This window comes from Corynebacterium maris DSM 45190 (assembly GCF_000442645.1).
GTDB classification, from domain to species: domain Bacteria; phylum Actinomycetota; class Actinomycetes; order Mycobacteriales; family Mycobacteriaceae; genus Corynebacterium; species Corynebacterium maris.
Genome location: NC_021915.1, coordinates 2287302 through 2304057, shown reverse-complemented (window position 1 = coordinate 2304057; position 16756 = coordinate 2287302). Strand labels below are relative to the sequence as shown.

Genomic DNA, 16756 nt, shown 5'->3' with positions numbered 1-16756 from the left:
GTGCCAGAATAGGCAACCATGATCGGCATCGACATCGTCCACGTCCCCGCGTTCGCCGGACAGCTGGCCACCCCGGGCAGCACCTTCCAGAACGTGTTCACCGCCTTGGAGTTGCGCGTCGCCAGCACCAAACCGGACCGGGCCGCGCACCTGGCGGGCCGGTGGGCGGCGAAGGAGTCGTTCATCAAGGCGTGGTCGCAGTCGATCTACGGACGCCCGCCGCTGATCGGGATGGATTCGGTGGACTTCTCCGAAATCGAGGTCCGCCCCGACCGGTGGGGGCGGGTGGCGCTGTTTCTCAGCGGGGTCGTCGCGCAGCAGGCGGGCGATCCGCAGACGCACGTGAACATCTCCCACGACGGGGACTACGCCGTCGCGGTGTGTCAGTTCGTGGCGACCGCAAACAAGTAGGCCACCAACATGCGCTTGACCTCGTTGACCACGGAGTTGAAGTATTCCTCGCCGCGTTCATGCAGGTCACGCACGGCGTAGTTGAGCATCGACGATACGGTGTGCACCAAAAACCCGGCCAGACGCTGGCGGTCGGCGTAAGCGGCGGTGCGGTTGAGTGGGCGCAGGATGTCGGCGATGATCTCGATGACCTCGCGTTCGGTGTGCGCGCCGGTGTGACGGGTGGACGGGGTCGACTGCATGGCGTGCCACACGGCGCGCCGGGAGGGGTCTTCGCGCCACATCTTGGCCAGGTGGTCGATGAATTCGGAGAGGATTTCCGGCCACTGCAGGGCGGGCACCTGACGGGAGAAGCGGTGCAGTTCGTTGACGGCCTGGGCGGTGTCGACGCGGTCTAATTCGCAGATCAGCGAGTATTTGTTCGCGAAGAACTGGTAGATCGTGCCGATGGGCACTTCGGCGCGCTTGGCCACTTCGTCGAAGGTGAAGGACTCGAATCCGACGTCGACGAGCACGCTTCTCGACGCCTGGAGGATCCGGTCGAAGCGCTCCCGGCTGCGTGCCTGCGCGGGCCGGCGCCGCGGAAGGAGCAGTTCGTCGTCCATGCCGATTACGCCGTGATGTCCCTCAGGATGCGGGCGACGTGGCCGGTGGCCTTGACGTTGTACTTGGCCAGGGCGACCTTGCCTTCTTCGTCGATGAGCAGGGTGGAGCGGATGACGCCTTGGACGACCTTGCCGTAGTTCTTCTTCTCCCCGAAGGCGCCCCAGGCGGTCATGACGGATTTGTCCTCGTCGGACAGCAGGGGGAAGTTGAGGTCCTGGTCGGCCTTGAACTTGGCCAGCTTGTCCACCGGGTCCGGGGAAATGCCGACGACGTCGATGCCCAGATCGCCGAGGGCGGCGAGGTTGTCGCGGAAGTCGCAGGCTTCGGTGGTGCAGCCGGGGGTGGCTGCCTTGGGGTAGAAGTACACGAGTACCTTACGGCCCGCGTAGTCGGACAGGGAGACGGTGTTTCCGGCGTCGTCCGTGAGCGAGAAGGCGGGGGCGGTGTCACCGACGGTCAGGCGTGCTGCTTCATTCATGCCGTCCACCTTAGCCTGTCAGCCGTTGCCGTCACGTGAGGGCACGAACGATTACACTGGCTGTGAGCTTCAGACGAAAAGACGATTCACTAGGGAGAATAATCCGTGGCACGCAACATTGATGAGATCCAGCGCGACATCGCCCGCAACCGTTCGCAGTTGGCCAACACCTTGGATGAGCTGGCCAACCGCACCAAGCCGGCCAACTTGGCCGAGGACGCCAAGCAGGGCGTCGTCAGCAAGCTGCAGGACCCGACGGTGCAGAAGGTGCTCGCCGGCATCGGCGTCGCGGTGGTCGGGATCGTCGCTTTCAGCATGGCCCGTGGCCGTAAGCGCAAGAACGACATCAAGGAGATCCAGAAGATGCTCGCGGAGCGCTCCTTCTAGCGCGGACTACACGAGCTCGGCGCCGGCCTTCTCCATCTCCTCGAAGGCTTTGTCGCCGCGGGCGTTGTCCACGGCGGCGCACATGCCGGTGAGGATACGCACCTCAAAACCTTCCTGAAGGGCGTCCAGGGCGGTCGCGCGGACGCAGTGGTCGGTGGCGATGCCGACCACGTCCAAGGAGTCGACGCCGCGCTCACGCAGCCAGTCGGCCAGCGCCGTGCCGTCGGCCTTGCCCTCGAAGCCGGAATAGGCGGCCTCGTATTCGCCCTTCCGGAAGTACGCGTCGATCGGGGCGTCCTTCAGCGCGTCGTGCATCTGCGCTCCGGCGGTGTCGGCGACGCAGTGGCGCGGCCAGGAATCTACGAAATCGGGGTTCTCGGAGAAGTGGGCCCCCGGATCGATGTGCCAGTCCTGGGTGGCCACGACGTGGGCGTAGTCGTTGACCTTAGCCAGGTCGCCTTCCAGATAGTGTCCGACGGCGGCGGCGACCTCGTTGCCGCGGGCGGTGCCCAGGCTGCCGCCGGGGCAGAAGTCGTTTTGAACGTCGACGATGATGAGTGCGCGCATGAAAATCGGGACCATCCTTCAATCCGGGGACTATGGGGATGATCCCGATGGTAGTGCGCCGACTGGTTAGTGGGAGCCGATCATGACGTCGGTGGACTTGATCACGGCCACGGCGTCCTTGCCCTCGACGAGGCCGAGGTCTTCGATGGCGGAGTTGGTGATGTCGGCGGTGATGATCACGTTTTTGGCCACCTCGATCTTCACGATGCCGTTGACGAGGCCTTTTTCAATCGAGACGATGCGGCCGGTGAACTGGTTGCGGGCGGAGAGCCTCATTATCAGATCCTTATTGATCGCTCATGCAGATGTCCCCGCCGATTCTAACGACGTTTAGTCGAGTGCACTGATCCAGGCGATGGTGGCCGCCACGATCTCGTCGGGGGTGCCGGAGATATCGAAGATTCGTCCCCGCTCATCGGCCTCGAGGTGCTCGAGGGTGTCCAATTGGGAGTCGAGCAGGCTGGCGGGCATGAAATGCCCCGGACGCTCCTCCATGCGTTCCTGCAGCAGTTCGACGCTGCCGTGTACGTGCACGAACACGGCGTCGGGGGAGACCTCCCGGATGGCGTCGCGGTAGGAGCGTTTGAGGGCGCTGCAGCCGATGATGCCGCCGTCGGGGTGGTCCATGAGCCATTCGCCGATGAGCTTCAGCCACGGCCAGCGGTCGTCGTCCGTGAGTGGCTCACCGGCGGCCATTTTGTCGATGTTGGACTGCGGGTGCAGGTCGTCGCCGTCGTGGTAGGGCAGGCCGATGCGGGCACCGAGGAGATCGCCGACCGTGGATTTTCCGGAGCCGGAGACGCCCATGACGACGATGTGGCGGGGGGAGGGGGACATGATCTTTTCTGCTTCCTGGGGGTGGTCGAATACGTGTGGTGCGGGTGGGGAGGAACTCCCGGGTGGGGCGTGCGCCGGGGCGCGGTACACGCCAGCCCCTCACTTAAGGTATTATCTTAGCGTTCAGGCTGGCGGGAGGCCAGACCCCTCCCCGTGGGTGGGCGCCCGCCCACGGGGAGGGTCAGTTGCCCGCCTGGTTCTGCGGCGGCACGTTTTCCGGGTACTTCGAGCGGTACATCTCTACGATCAACTCGGCCACCTGCTTGTAGGTGGTCGAGGCGGTGTTGATGACCAGGTCGTACTCCTCGTCCACGTTCGGGTCCCACTTGTAGAGCTTGCGGCTCATCTCCGCGCGCAGACGATCCTCGATCTCACACTGTTCGGCCGCCGCAGAGGCGGACAGGCCGGCCTTGTGCATGACGCGCTCGATGCGTTTGTCCAGCGGGGCGATCAGCCGCACGTGCAGCGTGCCGACGACCGGCCCCAGCACCAGGGCGCCGTTACGGCCCAACAGGACGCCGCCGTTTTCGGCGTCCGCGAGCACGCTCTTGGTGTTGTCCTGGGCGATCCGGTGGTTCGACGCGGTGTCCATGGCCACGGCCATGTCGGTGTTCTGCGAGCCGGAGTAGGACAGGTTGCGCATCCACCGGTTGAAGCCGGAGTCGGACAACAGGGTCGTGCGATCGGCCTGCGCCAGCGTCTGCGAGCTGAATTTCTGCCCGATGTAGGGGACCTGAAGCAACTCCGCGACCATGGGGCTGATTTCCGTGGCGCCGGAACCGCGCTGACCGAAGATCGTGACGATCGGCGGGTTCGGGGTGCCCGGCCGACGCATCAGCGTCGTGCGGCCATCGCCCAAGTTCGACTCGCCGACCAGGGTGCGTTCCGCGTCCACGCCCTTGGCGCCGGCGATGGCGTTCTGGGTGCGGCGCTCCGTCAAGTCCTCGACGACCTGCATGTGGGTGGCGCTGTCCAGGCGGTAGAACATCACGGAGATCATGGCGGCCAGCGCCAGGATCGCCGGAATGGCGCCGGTGGCCACGCGCAACCCCATGGCCACGGTCGAGCCTTCCAGAACCGCCACGCCGGCGGCGTAGCCGAAGACGCCGATCACGAAGCCGCCGACCCAGCCGCCGATGCCCTGGCCGACTTTGCGGGTGAACGACAGGATGGAATAGGAGCCGCCTTCGGAGCGGATGCCGGTCTTCCACTCGCCGTAGTCGACGGTGTCCGCCTGCATGGAAAACATCATCGCGTTGGAGCCGCCGACGCCCAGGCCGACGATGAACCAGGCGACCAGGGCGATGGATAAGGTGCCGCCCGGGATGAAGAAAATCATGGCGTAGCCGACCGCGGCCAACAAGGCGGCGAGCATGTAGCCGTTGCGTTTGCCGTACCGGCGGGTGATGGCCGGGGCGAAGGAGGCGAAGAAGATCATGCCGATGGTCTGCGCCAGCTGCAGGAAAGCGAAGTAGGCGGCGTTGCCGGTGATCGCGCGCACGTAGTACAGGCCCACCGCGTTGAACACGAAGTTCGAGGTGAGGAACAGCAAAGCGGTGAGCAGCAGGATCTGCAGCGGCCGGTTCTGGCGCAGCATCTTGAAGGTTTGCCTGAAGGAGATGCGGCCTGCGGCGCGCGGGACGACTTCCCGGGAGTTGGCGAAGCAGATCAGGTACAACACGATCGCGATGACCGCCAGGATGATGCAGGTGATCATGAACTGCATGCGGATGCCGTCACCCTGGGTGTCCTCGAACTGCGGGGCGACGACCCAGGCCAGGGCGACCGACGCCAGCGACGAGGCGATGGCGCGGGAGCCGGAGAGCTTGGAGCGATCCACCGGGTCTTGGGTCATGGCCGAGGCCAGGGAGCCGTAGGGGATGTTGACGAAGGAGTACGCCAGCTGGAACAGCGCGTCGAAAATGAAGATCCAGGCGATCGCCGCGACCTCGTCCAACCCCGCCGGGGTGGAGAACAACGCGACGAAGAAGACGGCCAGGGGCGCGGGACCGAAGAGCAGGTAGGGCCGCAGCCGACCCCACCGGCTGTTGGTCTTGTCGACGACGTTGCCGGCGATCAGGTCGGCGAAACCGGCCCAGATCTTCGTGACGCCGTAGATGGCGCCGGCCACGCCGGCGGACAGCCCCACGATGTCGGTCATGTAGACCATCAGGAACATCGACGTCATCATGAACGACAGGTTGTTCGCGACGTCGCCGAGCGAATAGGTCAGCACCCGATGACTCGGCATGCTGCCCGAGGGCGCGGAGGCCTTCGGGGTAGTGGTGGTGGACACGGTTTCCTCCTCGTGGAAAACCACGGGGAGAAGGTCGTGCCCGTGCGGGTCAGTCCGCCTCGCTCCCCATGGAGCGGCAATCAATGATGTCTAGTTGTCTTTCGGTCGTGGAAGAGCATGGCGGGCAACCCCTTTCCTTTAACTCCGCAGAGCGGCGACGTGGGTGCGGATCCGGTCGACGGCGGCCACGTCGTCCGCCAGCTCCAGGTCGAGCGTGGCCACCAGCGCCGCCACCGGGTCATCCAGCTGGCGGGCGCCGTCGAGCTCCATGGCGCGGGTGTCGGCGATCTCGTGGGAGGCGTCGTCGCGCAGCAGGAAGGCGATCCAACCCGCGATGGAGAAAGCCGCGGCGTCACCGGTGCGCCCGGCGGCCAATTCGGCCTTCATGATGGGCACCGCGCGCATGCGCTGCTTGGTGCCGCCGTCGACGGCGATCTGGGCGAGGTTGTGGCGGATGCGCGGATTCTCGAAGCGCTCGATCAGGCTGGCCCGGTACTCCGGCACCTTCAGCTCCGGGGCGGTCAGGTGCCGCTCCGCCTCGTCCCACAGGGCCTCGACGCGGGCGCGGACCTGCTCGTCGCCGATGGCCTCGGCCACGGTGGCGTGCCCGCGCAGCTGCCCGTAGTAGGCCATCAACGAGTGCGAACCGTTGAGCAGCCACAGCTTGCGACGCTCGAACTCCTCGATGTCGTCGACGAATTCCACGCCCGCGCGCTCCCACTCGGGCCGGCCCGCCGGGAACTCACCCTCGATCACCCAGGAGGCGAAGGGTTCAGTGACCACCGGGGCGGCGTCCTGGCGCCCAGTGTGCTTTTCGACGTCCGCCAGCAGCTCGTCGTCCGTGGCCGGGGTGATGCGGTCGATCGAGGTCGACGGGAAACTCACCTCGCGCTCGATCCACTCGGCCAGGTCCGGGTTGAGCTCGCGGGCGAACCCGATGACCGACGCCTGGGTCAGCCGGCCGTTGTCCGCGACGTTGTCGCAGCTCACGATCGCCACCGGGCCGGCGTCGCGCAAGCGCCGCGCCGCCAGGCCCAGCACCAGCTTGCCGGCCGCGGTGACCAGCGGCCGGTCGAAGCCGAAGGGGTCGCCGACCGCCTCCTGCAGGGTCGCCGCGTCCGCCTGGACGTCGGGGCTGTCGACGTTGAGGGAGCCGTCGTCACGCAGGTGGTAGCCGGCCTCGGTGACGGTGAGGGTGATCACCGCGATCTGCGGATCGCTGAGCAGGTCCACCAGCCGGGTGGTGTTCGCGGCGTACGCCGGGTCCACCAGGGACGTGATGACCTCGAAGTCGTCGCCGTCGCCGGAGCGGGTCACCAGGGTGAACAACCCGTCCTGATCACCCAGGACATTCGCCATCCGGGGGCTGCGGCCGGTGAAGGAGGCGTAGCCCCACTGCGGGTTCGCCGGGTCCTGCTCGGCCTGCTGGGTGTACCAGACCTGGTGCGCGCGGTGGAAGGCGCCGAGGCCCAGGTGCACCAGGCGGATCGGCGGCGTCGGAGTGTCTTTCGTGCGGGTCAGTGTGTTCTGCTCGGTGCTCATAGCTTGAAAACCCTCCTCGGGGAAGCGTCGATCAAATCGACGATGATGTCGGCGGCGCGGTCCTCGGTCAACCGGTGCTCGGCGACCAGGCGGGCCAGGTAACCGGCCTCCACCCGGCGCGAGGTGTTGTGGCGCGCCGGGATGGAGCAGTAGGCGCGGGTGTCGTCGATGAACCCGGAGTAGCGGGAGAAACCGGTGGTGCCGGTGGTGTAGGAGCGGAAGCGGCTCATGGCGTCGATCTCGTCGATGAACCACCACGGCGCACCTGCGTAGACGGACGGGTAGTAGCCGGCCAGCGGGGCGATTTCGCGGGAGAAGGTGGTTTCGTCGATGGTGAAGATGACGAAGTGGAAGTCCTTGTTCTCGCCGAAGTCGCTGAGCATCGGCTGCAGCGAGCGGGTGTATTCCATTTGGAACGGGATGTCGTGGCCGACGTCGGCGCCGAACTTCTGGAAGGCGCCGGTGGAGTGGTTGCGGTAGACGCCCGGGTGCAGGGTCATCACCAGGCCGTCGTCCTGGCTCATCTCCGCGAAGCGGTAGGTCATGTTCGCCTCAAACGCCAGGGCCTCCTCGAAGGTGGCCTCGCCGCGCATCCCCTTGTCCAGCAGGCGCTGGGCCTCGGCGTCGCTCAGCGGGGTGGTGTCGGCGTTGTGCGTGCCGTGATCGGAGGAGGTGGCGCCGTGGTCGAGGAAGTACTGACGACGGTTGCGCATCGCGGCCAAATACCCCTGGTAGCCGGTCTGGCCGTCACCGGCGGCCTCGATGAGCGTGGTCACGTTGTCCGCGAATTCGGGCTTGTACATCTTGGTGTAGGCGTCCGGGCGGAAGGTCGGCAGCACGCGCGGGGTAAAGGTCGGGTCCTCGGCGAGTGCCTTGTGGTGCGCCAGATCGTCCAGCGGGTCGTCGGTGGTGGCCAGCACCTCGAGGTTGAAGTCCTCGGCCAGGGCGCGCGGGCGGAAGTCCGGGCGGGCGAGGATCTCGGTGAGCTCGTCGTAGATGGCGTCGGCGTTGTCCGCCGAGATGCGGTCCGGGTTGATCTGGAAGACGTGCTCGAATTCCTGCTCCACCCAGTAACCGGTGGCAGTGCCGGCGTAGAGGTGCCAATGCGCGCAGAAGATGCGCCACGCCTCGCGCGGGTCGGCCTCGTGGCCGCCGACGCCCAGGTCGGCCAGGTCCACGCCGGCGGTGTGCAGCACGCGGGTCAGGTAATGGTCCGGGCTGATCAACAGTGCCGTGGGATTGGGGAAGGGCTCGTCGGCGGTGAACATAGCCGGGTCGAGGTGCCCGTGCGGAGAGATGATCGGCAGATCCTCCACGTGCGCGAGCAAGCGGCGGGCGATGTCGCGGGTGCCGGGGTCCGCGGGCAACAGGCGGTCGGGGTGAGCTGCGTGTGAGGTACTCATATTCCCATTCAAGCCGCAGTGACCGGGACAACACAACGAGTTGCACGAAATTGCCGTCACGGTCTTTCGTGGGAGGCGGTTTTTAACGGGCGGGATGGGGTTCTGTGCTGGTGAGAGCCTTCCTGCAGGCCGCCGTCGATTAGGCTGGGCGGGCCGACTCCGGCTCTTCGCACACCTCTCACCGATCGGACGCCCACATGAACGCATCGACGCCCGCCCGCCGCCTCACCTCGCTGCTTCTCACCGCCCCCGTGGCGCTGGCGTTGCCCGCCTGCGGCGCCGGCGCCGTCCATCTCACTCCCGAGCAACTGGAGGCGGCGCTGCTCACGGAGGAGGAATTTCCTCTGCAGGCCAGCGCGGACACCATGGCGCAGGACGCGGTCACCCTGGACGCCGACAGCCAGCTGTTCAACGACTACACCGCGGAATCCGTCGACGAGCAGTGCGCTGCGGCCTTACACGGCGTGTACCCGGACGACGGCGTGCAGGCGCCCACGGCGATCGGCGACTACGCCACCGGCAAGCACCGCATCATCGTCCGCACCATGTCCCTGCCGGAGCAGGCGGAGCTGGACCTGGAGGAAGGCTTCGCCGCGATCGCCGAGGCCTGCGACGGACAGACGCTGGCCGGCGCCGACGGCGAGGGGCTCACGCTCACGGCGCTCAGCGACGACGCCCCCGCCGGCTTCCACCAGTCCGTCACCTCCTCCTCCCCGCTGTGGGCGGAGCTGATGGCCGAGCTGACGGCGTTGCTGGACACCCACCGGGTCGTGTCCCAGGACGGCAACAACGCCGTGGAGGTCATGGGGATCGGCCTGTCGGAGACCGAGGCCCGCGACATCCTCGAGGCGCAGGAGGCCAAGCTCGCCGACGCCGTCGCCGCTGCGCGTTAATTCGCCGCCGCGCCCCACGGTGACTGGCTAGGCTGAAAGGCACTCGCCCCCGCTGACCGACGATGGGATTACGGCATGACTGTTGCCACCACGAAGACAGCCCGCCCGCTCGTGGCGTTGGCCGCCGCGGCTACGGCGAGTCTGGCGCTGAGCGCCTGCGCCACCGAGGGGCCGGTCGTGCTGTCCGCCGACCAGTTGACGGAAGCCTTGCTCACCGCCGGGGACATCCCGGTGGACGGCGGCGCGGTCATCGACGTCACCTCCGAGGAAGCGGCCGCGATCACCGCCGAGCACATGTCGCTCACGGACGCCGAACTCGACGGCGCCGACGAGGCGTGCCGGGCGGCCTTCGACGAGGTCTACCCGGCGGACGGGTTGACGGCGAACACCGCCACGGGCACCTACGAAGCCGAAGACGAGTCCACGATGACCGTCACACTGTCCTCTTTCCACGAGCGGCCCGAGGTCGACCTCGGCGAGCGGTATCAGCGGATCGGGCAAGCCTGCGACGGGCAGACGTTGCTGGGCGACACCGGAGTCGGCGCCGTGTTTTATGGCCTGGCCAGCGATGACGCCCACGGGTTCATCATGCGGTCGGCGGGCGCGGCCGGCGGGGCGGGGGAGTCCGGCCCCTTCGAAACCACCGTGTTGGTGGAACAGCGCGACAACCACCTCATCGAGGTCGTCGGCCAGGACATGAGTGAAGAACAGGCCGTCGACGTCCTGCACACCCAGGCGGACAAACTCGCCCGGGCGATCGAGCAGGCCTGAAGACTTACGCCCAGGCGGACACCGAGTCGATGAGCACGGCCCGCATCTGCCCCTGCCACTTCGGGCCCCAGGTCAGACGGCGCACGCCCAGGGACCGCAACGTGTCCCGGTCGGCGGGGGCGTCGTCCACGGGGTCGACGGTGACGTTGACCGGCACCTCGGTGGACTCGACAAGACGGCCGATCAGGTCGGGTTGGGTGGCGGCGACCGGGTACACCGCGCGGGCGCCGGCCTCCACCATCGCCTGGATGCGGCGGGTGGCCTCGCCCTCCGGATCCTCAAACTCGGCGGTGCCGTGCTTCAGGGCGTCGGTGCGGCCGTTGATGACCAGCTCCACCCCCTGCCGGTCGGCCTCCGCGCGCACGGCGGCGATGTAGTCGGCGTGCTCCGTCAGCGTGCGCACCCGCTTGCCCTCGCGGTGGACGGTGTCCTCGATGTTTAAGCCGACGGCGCCGACGGCGATGACCTGGCGGGCCAACTCCGCGCCCGGCAGACCGTAGCCGGACTCCACGTCCACGGAGACCGGGACGTCCACGGAACCCACGATGCGGCGGGCGATCGCCAGATACTGGCCGAAGTCCATGGCTTCACCGTCCTCGGCGCCGATGGCGTCGGCCACCGGGTGCGAACCGATGGTCAGGCCCCGGAAACCGGCGTCGACGCACAGACGCGCGCTCCACACGTCCCACACGGTGGGCAGCACGAGCATGTCGCCGGAGGCATGGGCGGCGGCGAAATTCTTGGCGAGTTCACGATTGACGGTCACGATGGGGGTCCTCCTGGGAGACGGCGTTCACGGCGGGGACTGGGAAGAAATGTCCCTCAGTCACCCATCGTGGCAGAACTAACCCGCCCGGGTGGAGGACTCCCGCACGATCAACCGGGCCGGCAACACCCGCGGCTTCGACAAGGGGCTGTCCAGACCGCGGGCCAGAGCCATGGCGTTGGCGGCGGCGACGCGCCCGACGGCGCGCAGGGGACCCGCCACCGTCGTCAAGGAAGGACGGTGCACGCCGGCCAGATCCGTGTTGTCGAACCCCACGATCAGCAGATCCTCCGGCGCGGTCACCCCGGCGCGCCGGGCCTGGTCCAGAAAACCGACCGCGACCAGGTCGTTGAAACAGATCACGGCGTCCGTCGGCTGCGTCCGCCACACCTCGAACGCCCGGCGCCCGCCGCGGATCGTCGGCTGGTCCACCTGCCGCTGGCGCACCGTCATGCGTGTCAGCTTCTGGGCCCGCTCCGCCGACAGGGCGGCGGCCCGGGTGAGCACCGCCGGCCGGTCCGTGGGGTCGGTGTTGCCGGCCACGTCCAGCAGCGCCCGCCAGCGCACCGCGTCCGACCAGGAATCGGCGGGGCCGGACAGGTAGGTGATTGATCGGGCGCCCTGATCGTGGAGGTGCGCGGTCACGCGGACCATGCCGTCGTAGTCGTCGACCAGCACGCTGGGCACGCCGGGGACGGGTCGGTTGACCGACACGGTGGGCACGCGGCGCGCGATTTTTTGGATCTCCCCGCCGCTCAAGCGGGTGGAGGCCAGGATCAGGCCGTCCACCAGCGGAATCATCCGTTCAATGGCGGCGTGGGTCCGGGGCACGGATTCTTGGACGTCGGCGGTGAGCACCGCCATGTCCCCGACCCGGGCGGCGTGCTCCGCCCCGCGCCAGACTTCCTGGAAGAAAGGGTTGGCCACGTCCGCGAGCACGAGGCCGAGCGTGTTGGTCGCCGGGTCGGGTTTGGGGCGGGTGTCCAGGGTGCGGCCGTAACCGAGTTCTTCCGCGGCGGCGCGGATGGCGGCGGCGGTGCGGCCGGACACCCGGTCCGGGCGGCTGAAGGCCCGCGACACGGTCGACGCGGACACCCCGGCCCGGTGCGCGACGTCGTAGATGGTCACGGGCGGGGACGTCTTCGGTGCAGGCCTCGGGTTCGACTCCGACATGCCCCTGAGGTTAGCGCCCGGACACGAGGCCGGGGGAGTTTCCCGGTACTGTGCAGACATTGACCGGACAGCGATTTTGGGGAGGATTGAACGCGTGCACAACTTGATCAGCGACTACCTGGGGGAGATCCTCGACGACGTCCGCGACCACGTGGACGGGGAGATCCCGACCTACATCACCTCCCTGACCAAGGCGGACCCGGACTGGCTGGGCATCGCCATGTGCACGACCTCCGGGCGCGTCTATGAGGCGGGCGACGCGGAGGTGTTGTTCACGATCCAGTCGGTGTCCAAGCCCTTCATCTACGCTCTGGCCCTCCAGGAGTGCGGGCTCGAGCGGGTGCTGGACGTCGCCGGGATGGAGCCCTCCGGCGAGGCGTTCAACGAGCTTTCCCTCCGGGAGGAGGACAAACGCCCCCTCAACCCCATGATCAACGCCGGGGCCATCGCGGTGAATCAGTTGATCAACGGCGAGGACTCCTCCGTGGAGGATCGTGTCGACGTCATTTTCGACTTCCTGTCTAAATTGGCCGGCCGCGAGTTGGAGATGGACGAGGAATCCGCCGTCGACGAGTTGGAGAAAGCCGACCGTAACCTCTCCATCGCGCACATGCTGCGCAGCCACGACGTCATCGTCGACGCCGCCCACGACGCCGTGGACAGCTACACCCGCCAGTGCTCCGCCCTGGTCACCGTCCGCGACCTCGCGGTGATGTCAGGGACCCTGGCCAACGGCGGCGTGCAGCCGGTCACCGGGGAGAAGTTGCTGGATCCCGAAGTGTGCCGGCAGACGTTGTCCGTGATGAGCTCCTGCGGCATGTACGACGCGGCCGGCCGCTGGATGGCGCGCGTCGGCATTCCCGCGAAGTCCGGCGTGTCCGGCGGGCTGATCGGCATGCTGCCCGGCCAGCTGGGCATCGCGACGCTTTCTCCGCGCCTGGATCCGGCCGGCAACTCGGTCCGCGGCGTCGACGTCTTCGAGGACCTGTCCACGGACATGGGGCTGCACCTGATGTCCACCGAACACCGCACCGGCTCCCACGCCGTGCGCTCCGTCGACCGCAGCGGCGAAGACACCATCATCACTCTGCAGGGCGTGGTGACCTTCACCGCCGCGGAAGAGATCCTGCACAAGCTCAACAGCCTGGATTTCGTCTCCGAGCGCGTCGTCTTGGACGTCAGCCGCGTCATCGACTCCCATTCGATGGGCCGGCGCATGCTCAAGGAGCAGCTGCAGCGCATCCGGGAGGCAGGCTACGACATCGCGGTCGTGGATCCGGACGCGGAGCTGCGCGGACGTCAGCTTTCCGACGGTTCCCAGATCCCGCTGGCCGAAGACCTGTAGGCGGGCCCTCGCTGTGCCTCTGCCTCGCATTCCGAGGGGTTTTAAGCCCCACATGTGTGTCCGGGAATCCGGGTAGGCCCAGCACAGCGACCCTCATCCTGGGTGTCATGGCCCGTTAGCCCACCCCCGATGCTCTCGCCCGCTGGGCCCGTTCGGTTGGTTGTCGGCGTGATCGCCCACCGAGGAACACCCCCGTTTACCTGCCTCCAGCCCCTGCCGGGGCGCTGGATCCGGGTCGAGGCAATTATGTGATCCTATTGTCTTGTCTTTTCGGCCATTCTCCTGCCGGGCGCAGCAGAACGTCCATCATGGCTCCTACCGGGTGCGGGTCGGAGAAAATCCCGTTCGTCACCGTGGTGGGGTCCCAGTCGGCTGGGAGATCCTGGAATCCTCCAGTAAGCCTTCCGGGAATGATGGCCTGATTGTTCTTGATGGCGGTGAGAATTGCGACCACGTCCTCGCGAGTGGCATGGAAGGAATTCTTTCCATTGGCTGCAGTCGCATCGGCGATGCTGGTCCACTCCCCGATTTCCGCCATGTCATCGAGAATATTGACGATGATTTTATCCGGATCTGTCTCCATGCTTGCGACACTATTGTGCGGGTCGGGCGCCCGCACGCAAACAACCCCTCTCCGGAGAATCCCGGAGAGGGGTTGTTGGTGGTGCGCCATCCTGGGATCGAACCAGGGACCCACTGATTAAGAGTCAGTTGCTCTGCCAGCTGAGCTAATGGCGCGTGCCGCCGGACTGTGCTTCACAGTGTCGCTCTCGCTTCTCTGTGCTGCGTTGTCTGTGCAACGAGAAGAAATATTACGCACTAAAGTTAAAAAGGTAAAATCGCCTGGTCATTGCGCGTTTTTCGGATCTTTTTAATGTTGCTTCATGCATCGTGCTCTCCCCCGGGTCCGCGAAGGTACTTCCAAACGGCTTAGGGAGCAGATAGTCTACATGGGTTATGTGTTGGGGCGGTCGACAGGTCGCGGCCGCAGCCCAGGGGGAAGAGTCGTTGTGAGGGGAAGAATGATGAAGAGGAACGCTGCGTTGGCGTTGCTTGCTTTGGCTTCGGTCGTCGGCTTGACGGCCTGCACCATTGAGACCGCGGGCGCGCAGCTGGGAGAACAGACCGCGTCGGCCGAGGCCAACGCGCCGGCCGCCGCGCCGGAGGTCTCGGTCAAGGACGGGGCCACGGGCGTCGACCCCAGCGAGCCGGTGACCGTCACCGGCGGCGCGGACGGCCTGGACGAGGTCGTCATGACCAATGAGAACGGCAAGGTCGTGGAGGCGGAGCTGTCCGCCGACGGCCAGAGCTGGTCGACGGACGAACCGCTCGGTTACAACCGCACCTACACGCTCACCGCCACCGGCAACAACGGCAAGACCACGGAGCGGGTCTTTTCCACCGCCACCCCCTCGGCGACGACCGGCGTGGCGCTGGCCCCGTTGCCGGATTCCACCGTCGGCGTCGGCCAAGCCATCAACTTCATCTTCACCAACGCCCCCACTGACCGCGTCGCCGTGGAGGACGCCATCACGGTGACCACCTCGAATGACACGGAGGGGGCGTTCTACTGGGTCAGCGCCAACGAGCTGCGCTGGCGCCCCGCCGAGTTCTGGGAACCGGGCACCGAGGTCACCGTAGAGGCGGACATCTACGGCCTCGACATGGGCGACGAGCTCTACGGCAGCGACGACAACGCCACGAACTTCACCGTCGGCGACCACGTGGAAACCATCGTCGACGACGCCACCAAGACCATGACGGTCTACCGCAACGGCGAGGCGCTGCGCTCAATGCCGGTGTCCCTGGGCCGCGACGGCACCCGCTGGGCCACCCCCAACGGCACGTACGTCGTCGGCGACGAGTACTCCGAACTGCTCATGGATTCCGCGACCTTCGGTTTCGCCTACGAGGACGGCGGCTACCGCACCCCGGTGGACTACGCCACGCAGCTGTCCTACTCCGGCATCTACGTCCACGCAGCCCCGTGGTCGGTGGGAGCGCAGGGCAACACCAACACCTCGCACGGCTGCATCAACGTCTCCACCGAGGACGCCGCCTGGTTCCAGGAAAACGTGCGCCGCGGAGATCCTGTGATCGTGAAGAACACCACCGCCGGGACGCTCAGCGGCACCGACGGGCTGGGCCACTGGAACATTGACTGGGACACCTGGGAAGCGGGCAACGCCACCTACTAGCCCCGGTTAGGCTGGGGGCATGCGCTTTTCTGTTCTGGACCGGGCCAACACGATTGCGGGCCTCAGTGAATCGGAGACCCTCCGCGGGGTGATCGAGCACGCCCGGAGCGTCGAAAAGCTGGGGTTCGAGCGCTTCCTCGTCGCCGAGCACCACGCCGTGCCGGGGATCCCGGGCTCGCAGCCGGCGGTGCTCGCCGCGGCGGTGGCGGCGCAGACCTCGGACATTCGCGTCGGCACCGGCGGGATCATGCTGCCGAACCGTCAGCCGCTGCTGGCCGCGGAGCAGATCGCCACCTTGGAGGCGCTGTTTCCCGGCCGCATCGACGCCGGCGTCGGCAACTCCGTCGGCTTCACCGCCCCGGTACGCAGGGCGCTGCGCCAGGGCGATCCCCGCGAGCTCAAGGGGCGCTACCGCGACGACCTCGTCGAGATGCTCAGCTACCTCGACGGCACCGCGGAGGTCACCGCCCGACCGCTGAACGACGCCCGCACCCCCGTCTGGATCCTCGCCGGATTCAAGTCGGTGGCCCTGGCCGCGGAACTCGGCCTCGGCGTCATCATCGGCGGGCCCTCCCTGGTGGCGGGGGAGGGCGACTCCCACCAGGGGCTGGATTACTACCGGAAGAACTTCCGCCCGAGCGCCTTCGCCCCGGAGCCGAAGGTGATCGTCTCCCTCGACGTCGCGGTCGCCGACACCACCGACGCCGCCCGCGACCTGCTGCTGCCCGAGACCTGGGCGGCCACGCTGTCGCGGCGCACGGGCACCTTCGATTACCTGGAGCCGGTGGGCGAGCTGGACGAGGCCGCGCTGTCGACGCAAGACCGCGGGCGCCTGGCGGACCGGCTGTCGGCGGCCGTCTACGGCACCCCGCCGGAAGTGGGGGAGCGGCTGGGTGAGATCGCGCGTTACACCGGGGCCGACGAAGTGCTGGTCACCGGCGGCATGAGCGATGTGGATGGACGGGCGCGCTCGGAGGAGTTGCTGGCGCAGCTCTGAGAGCAATCTCGCGACCACCAGTCGGAATGGGGGAAACTGGCCGCCCCGGGCTACACTGGTTCAGCAGTTTTTAGCGCTAGAACTTT

The 16756-nt window shown here is 67.1% G+C and carries 18 protein-coding genes and 1 tRNA gene; 7 read left to right on the top strand and 12 right to left on the bottom strand.

Translation table 11 applies throughout. The features are described 5' to 3' along the window. Positions 1 to 18: 18 nt before the first annotated feature. A complete protein-coding gene (gene acpS, locus B841_RS10750; RefSeq protein WP_020935527.1) occupies positions 19 to 411 on the top strand; it encodes a holo-ACP synthase AcpS in 393 nt (130 codons plus the stop codon). On the opposite strand, the gene B841_RS10745 is transcribed toward acpS, so the two are convergent. Continuing rightward, the gene (locus B841_RS10745; protein ID WP_020935526.1) at positions 384 to 1016 is read right to left on the bottom strand and encodes a TetR/AcrR family transcriptional regulator; all 633 of its coding nucleotides are present in this window, start codon (positions 1014 to 1016) and stop codon (positions 384 to 386) included. The two genes, acpS and B841_RS10745, sit on opposite strands and share 28 nt — an antisense overlap. Before the next feature lie 5 nt (positions 1017 to 1021). Then, the gene (gene bcp / locus B841_RS10740) at positions 1022 to 1495 is read right to left on the bottom strand and encodes a thioredoxin-dependent thiol peroxidase (RefSeq protein ID WP_020935525.1); all 474 of its coding nucleotides are present in this window, start codon (positions 1493 to 1495) and stop codon (positions 1022 to 1024) included. Positions 1496 to 1600: 105 nt separating this feature from the next. On the opposite strand from bcp, the gene B841_RS10735 reads away from it, so the two are divergent. Beyond that, positions 1601 to 1882: a DUF3618 domain-containing protein gene (locus B841_RS10735; RefSeq protein WP_020935524.1), complete on the top strand. Its 282-nt coding sequence runs from the start codon at positions 1601 to 1603 to the stop codon at positions 1880 to 1882. A gap of 6 nt (positions 1883 to 1888) precedes the next feature. Here the strand turns inward: B841_RS10735 and B841_RS10730 are convergent, their stop codons facing one another. From B841_RS10730 to uxaC, 6 genes are all read right to left on the bottom strand, one after another. Next, positions 1889 to 2449, bottom strand: a complete 561-nt coding sequence (locus B841_RS10730; protein WP_156844795.1) for a nicotinamidase — start codon at positions 2447 to 2449, stop codon at positions 1889 to 1891. 66 nt (positions 2450 to 2515) lie between these two features. Continuing rightward, on the bottom strand, positions 2516 to 2725 hold the full coding sequence (locus B841_RS10725; protein WP_020935522.1) for a TOBE domain-containing protein: 210 nt from the start codon (positions 2723 to 2725) through the stop codon (positions 2516 to 2518). Positions 2726 to 2779: 54 nt separating this feature from the next. After that, positions 2780 to 3286, bottom strand: coding sequence for a gluconokinase (locus B841_RS10720; protein ID WP_020935521.1), 507 nt, complete (start codon positions 3284 to 3286; stop codon positions 2780 to 2782). A gap of 181 nt (positions 3287 to 3467) precedes the next feature. Further along, positions 3468 to 5537 (bottom strand): cytidylate kinase family protein, encoded by a 2070-nt coding sequence (locus B841_RS13450; RefSeq protein ID WP_052337827.1) that lies wholly within the window; start codon positions 5535 to 5537, stop codon positions 3468 to 3470. A gap of 183 nt (positions 5538 to 5720) precedes the next feature. Beyond that, entirely contained in the window at positions 5721 to 7124 is a 1404-nt protein-coding gene (locus B841_RS10705; protein ID WP_020935519.1) for a mannitol dehydrogenase family protein, read from the bottom strand. Beyond that, positions 7121 to 8527, bottom strand: a complete 1407-nt coding sequence (gene uxaC / locus B841_RS10700; RefSeq protein WP_020935518.1) for a glucuronate isomerase — start codon at positions 8525 to 8527, stop codon at positions 7121 to 7123. The genes B841_RS10705 and uxaC overlap by 4 nt, the downstream gene beginning before the upstream one ends. 197 nt (positions 8528 to 8724) lie before the next feature. On the opposite strand from uxaC, the gene B841_RS10695 reads away from it, so the two are divergent. Both B841_RS10695 and B841_RS10690 read left to right on the top strand, forming a co-directional pair. Further along, positions 8725 to 9420 carry a hypothetical protein gene (locus B841_RS10695; protein ID WP_020935517.1) on the top strand — a complete coding sequence of 232 codons (696 nt, stop codon included), beginning with the start codon at positions 8725 to 8727 and terminating at the stop codon, positions 9418 to 9420. Between the two features lie 75 nt (positions 9421 to 9495). Next, positions 9496 to 10191, top strand: coding sequence for a hypothetical protein (locus tag B841_RS10690; protein WP_020935516.1), 696 nt, complete (start codon positions 9496 to 9498; stop codon positions 10189 to 10191). A 4-nt stretch (positions 10192 to 10195) separates the two neighbouring features. Here B841_RS10690 and B841_RS10685 read toward each other — a convergent pair whose 3' ends face one another. Both B841_RS10685 and B841_RS10680 read right to left on the bottom strand, forming a co-directional pair. Beyond that, on the bottom strand, positions 10196 to 10957 hold the full coding sequence (locus tag B841_RS10685; RefSeq protein ID WP_020935515.1) for an isocitrate lyase/PEP mutase family protein: 762 nt from the start codon (positions 10955 to 10957) through the stop codon (positions 10196 to 10198). 78 nt (positions 10958 to 11035) lie between these two features. Continuing rightward, a complete protein-coding gene (locus B841_RS10680; protein WP_052337761.1) occupies positions 11036 to 12130 on the bottom strand; it encodes a LacI family DNA-binding transcriptional regulator in 1095 nt (364 codons plus the stop codon). Positions 12131 to 12224: 94 nt separating this feature from the next. On the opposite strand from B841_RS10680, the gene B841_RS10675 reads away from it, so the two are divergent. Next, a complete protein-coding gene (locus tag B841_RS10675; protein ID WP_020935513.1) occupies positions 12225 to 13475 on the top strand; it encodes a glutaminase in 1251 nt (416 codons plus the stop codon). Between the two features lie 244 nt (positions 13476 to 13719). Here the strand turns inward: B841_RS10675 and B841_RS13680 are convergent, their stop codons facing one another. After that, entirely contained in the window at positions 13720 to 14058 is a 339-nt protein-coding gene (locus B841_RS13680; protein ID WP_020935512.1) for a hypothetical protein, read from the bottom strand. Positions 14059 to 14137: 79 nt separating this feature from the next. Further along, positions 14138 to 14213, bottom strand: a tRNA-Lys gene (locus B841_RS10665). Positions 14214 to 14500: 287 nt separating this feature from the next. Between B841_RS10665 and B841_RS10660 the strand changes: the two genes are divergently transcribed. Next, positions 14501 to 15673, top strand: coding sequence for a L,D-transpeptidase (locus B841_RS10660; protein ID WP_156844793.1), 1173 nt, complete (start codon positions 14501 to 14503; stop codon positions 15671 to 15673). Between the two features lie 19 nt (positions 15674 to 15692). Continuing rightward, a complete protein-coding gene (locus B841_RS10655) occupies positions 15693 to 16670 on the top strand; it encodes an MsnO8 family LLM class oxidoreductase (protein WP_020935510.1) in 978 nt (325 codons plus the stop codon). The last annotated feature ends 86 nt before the right edge of the window (positions 16671 to 16756 follow it).

Coding starts and splice junctions, on each gene's coding strand:
- uxaC (WP_020935518.1), bottom strand. CDS start 8,527: ATGAGTACCTCACACGCAGCTCACCCCGACCGCCTGTTGCCCGCGGAC.
- B841_RS10690 (WP_020935516.1), top strand. CDS start 9,496: ATGACTGTTGCCACCACGAAGACAGCCCGCCCGCTCGTGGCGTTGGCC.
- bcp (WP_020935525.1), bottom strand. CDS start 1,495: ATGAATGAAGCAGCACGCCTGACCGTCGGTGACACCGCCCCCGCCTTC.
- B841_RS10695 (WP_020935517.1), top strand. CDS start 8,725: ATGAACGCATCGACGCCCGCCCGCCGCCTCACCTCGCTGCTTCTCACC.
- B841_RS10725 (WP_020935522.1), bottom strand. CDS start 2,725: ATGAGGCTCTCCGCCCGCAACCAGTTCACCGGCCGCATCGTCTCGATT.
- B841_RS10705 (WP_020935519.1), bottom strand. CDS start 7,124: ATGAGCACCGAGCAGAACACACTGACCCGCACGAAAGACACTCCGACG.
- B841_RS10660 (WP_156844793.1), top strand. CDS start 14,501: ATGAAGAGGAACGCTGCGTTGGCGTTGCTTGCTTTGGCTTCGGTCGTC.
- B841_RS13450 (WP_052337827.1), bottom strand. CDS start 5,537: ATGCCGAGTCATCGGGTGCTGACCTATTCGCTCGGCGACGTCGCGAAC.
- B841_RS13680 (WP_020935512.1), bottom strand. CDS start 14,058: ATGGAGACAGATCCGGATAAAATCATCGTCAATATTCTCGATGACATG.
- B841_RS10720 (WP_020935521.1), bottom strand. CDS start 3,286: ATGTCCCCCTCCCCCCGCCACATCGTCGTCATGGGCGTCTCCGGCTCC.
- acpS (WP_020935527.1), top strand. CDS start 19: ATGATCGGCATCGACATCGTCCACGTCCCCGCGTTCGCCGGACAGCTG.
- B841_RS10730 (WP_156844795.1), bottom strand. CDS start 2,449: ATGCGCGCACTCATCATCGTCGACGTTCAAAACGACTTCTGCCCCGGC.
- B841_RS10680 (WP_052337761.1), bottom strand. CDS start 12,130: ATGTCGGAGTCGAACCCGAGGCCTGCACCGAAGACGTCCCCGCCCGTG.
- B841_RS10655 (WP_020935510.1), top strand. CDS start 15,693: ATGCGCTTTTCTGTTCTGGACCGGGCCAACACGATTGCGGGCCTCAGT.
- B841_RS10745 (WP_020935526.1), bottom strand. CDS start 1,016: ATGGACGACGAACTGCTCCTTCCGCGGCGCCGGCCCGCGCAGGCACGC.